Genomic DNA, 711 nt, shown 5'->3' on the forward strand with positions numbered 1-711 from the left:
GCGACCCTCGCGACGATCCGGGCGTTGTCGAACGCGGGCCACGCGGTCCAGCCGGCGAAGGCCGGGCCCGACTTCATCGATCCGAGCCACCACGCCGCCGTCGCGGGTCGGCCCTCCCGAACGCTCGACCCGTGGTTACAGGGTACGGAGGGCCTCCGCCGCAACTACGCACGCGGCGAGGGGGACGTGTGCGTCGTCGAGGGGGCCATGGGGCTGTACGACGGCGAGGTGTCCAGTACGGCGATGGTCGCCGAGACGCTCGACCTGCCGGTCGTGCTCGTCGCCGACGCGAACGCGGGGATGGAGAGCGTGGCGGCGACCGCGCTCGGATTCGAGCGGTTCGCCACATACGCCGGACGCGACGTCGACGTCGCGGGTGTCATCGCCCAGCGAGCGCACGGGGGACGACACGAGGCGGGGATCCGCGGGGCGCTGCCTGACGGCCTGACGTACTTCGGCCGGATCGCCCCCGACGACGGGCTGGAGATCCCCGAGCGACACCTCGGACTCCATCTGAGCGAGGAGGCACCGATAGCGGACGGGGCGCTCGACGTGGCCGCCGCCGAACTGAGCGTCGATCGTCTCCTCGGTGTCGCTCGCGAGCCGAACCTCGCTACGTCGCCGTCGGACGGGGGTGTCGTCGAGGGGGGCCGAGAAGGCTCCACGCCCGACCCCGATCGCCCGCGCGTCGCGGTCGCCCGCGACGAAGCG

General features: G+C 73.1%; 1 pseudogene. It reads left to right on the forward strand.

Going from position 1 to position 711, the window contains the following annotated elements:
- Positions 1–711: pseudogene (locus ACFQEU_RS17120) on the forward strand (cobyrinic acid a,c-diamide synthase); the annotation flags it as partial.

Source organism: Halorubrum tibetense (assembly GCF_042661865.1).
Lineage (GTDB): Archaea > Halobacteriota > Halobacteria > Halobacteriales > Haloferacaceae > Halorubrum > Halorubrum tibetense.